This is a genomic window from Bacillus sp. JJ1521, assembly GCF_036965165.1.
Taxonomy (GTDB): domain Bacteria; phylum Bacillota; class Bacilli; order Bacillales; family Bacillaceae_L; genus Ferdinandcohnia.
The window spans coordinates 1-244 of sequence record NZ_JBALOX010000133.1; the positions used below are offsets into that span (position 1 = coordinate 1).

At 36.1% G+C, this 244-nt stretch carries 1 protein-coding gene; it reads left to right on the plus strand.

Annotated elements, in window-relative coordinates; genetic code table 11:
- Positions 1 to 59: 59 nt before the first annotated feature.
- A partial coding sequence (locus tag V7147_RS17305) for an RpiB/LacA/LacB family sugar-phosphate isomerase (protein WP_335369081.1) occupies positions 60 to 244 on the plus strand: 185 nt, incomplete at its 3' end.

Sequence of the window (244 nt, forward strand, 5' to 3'; positions counted from 1 at the left end):
TAATAGTATAGTAAAAATGAATAATAACTTCATGTGAACAAACGAAAGGGGATTCGAAAGTGAAAATAGGAATTGGATGCGATAACAATGCTTTTGATTTAAAAGAAATAGTAAAAAGCTATGTCGAGGAATTAGGTCATGAGGTAGAAGATTATGGCTGCTTTTCAAAGGATGCGGTAGATTATCCAGATGTTGCATTTAAGGTAGCGGCAGGTGTAAGCAACGGAGAAGTAACGCGTGGAAT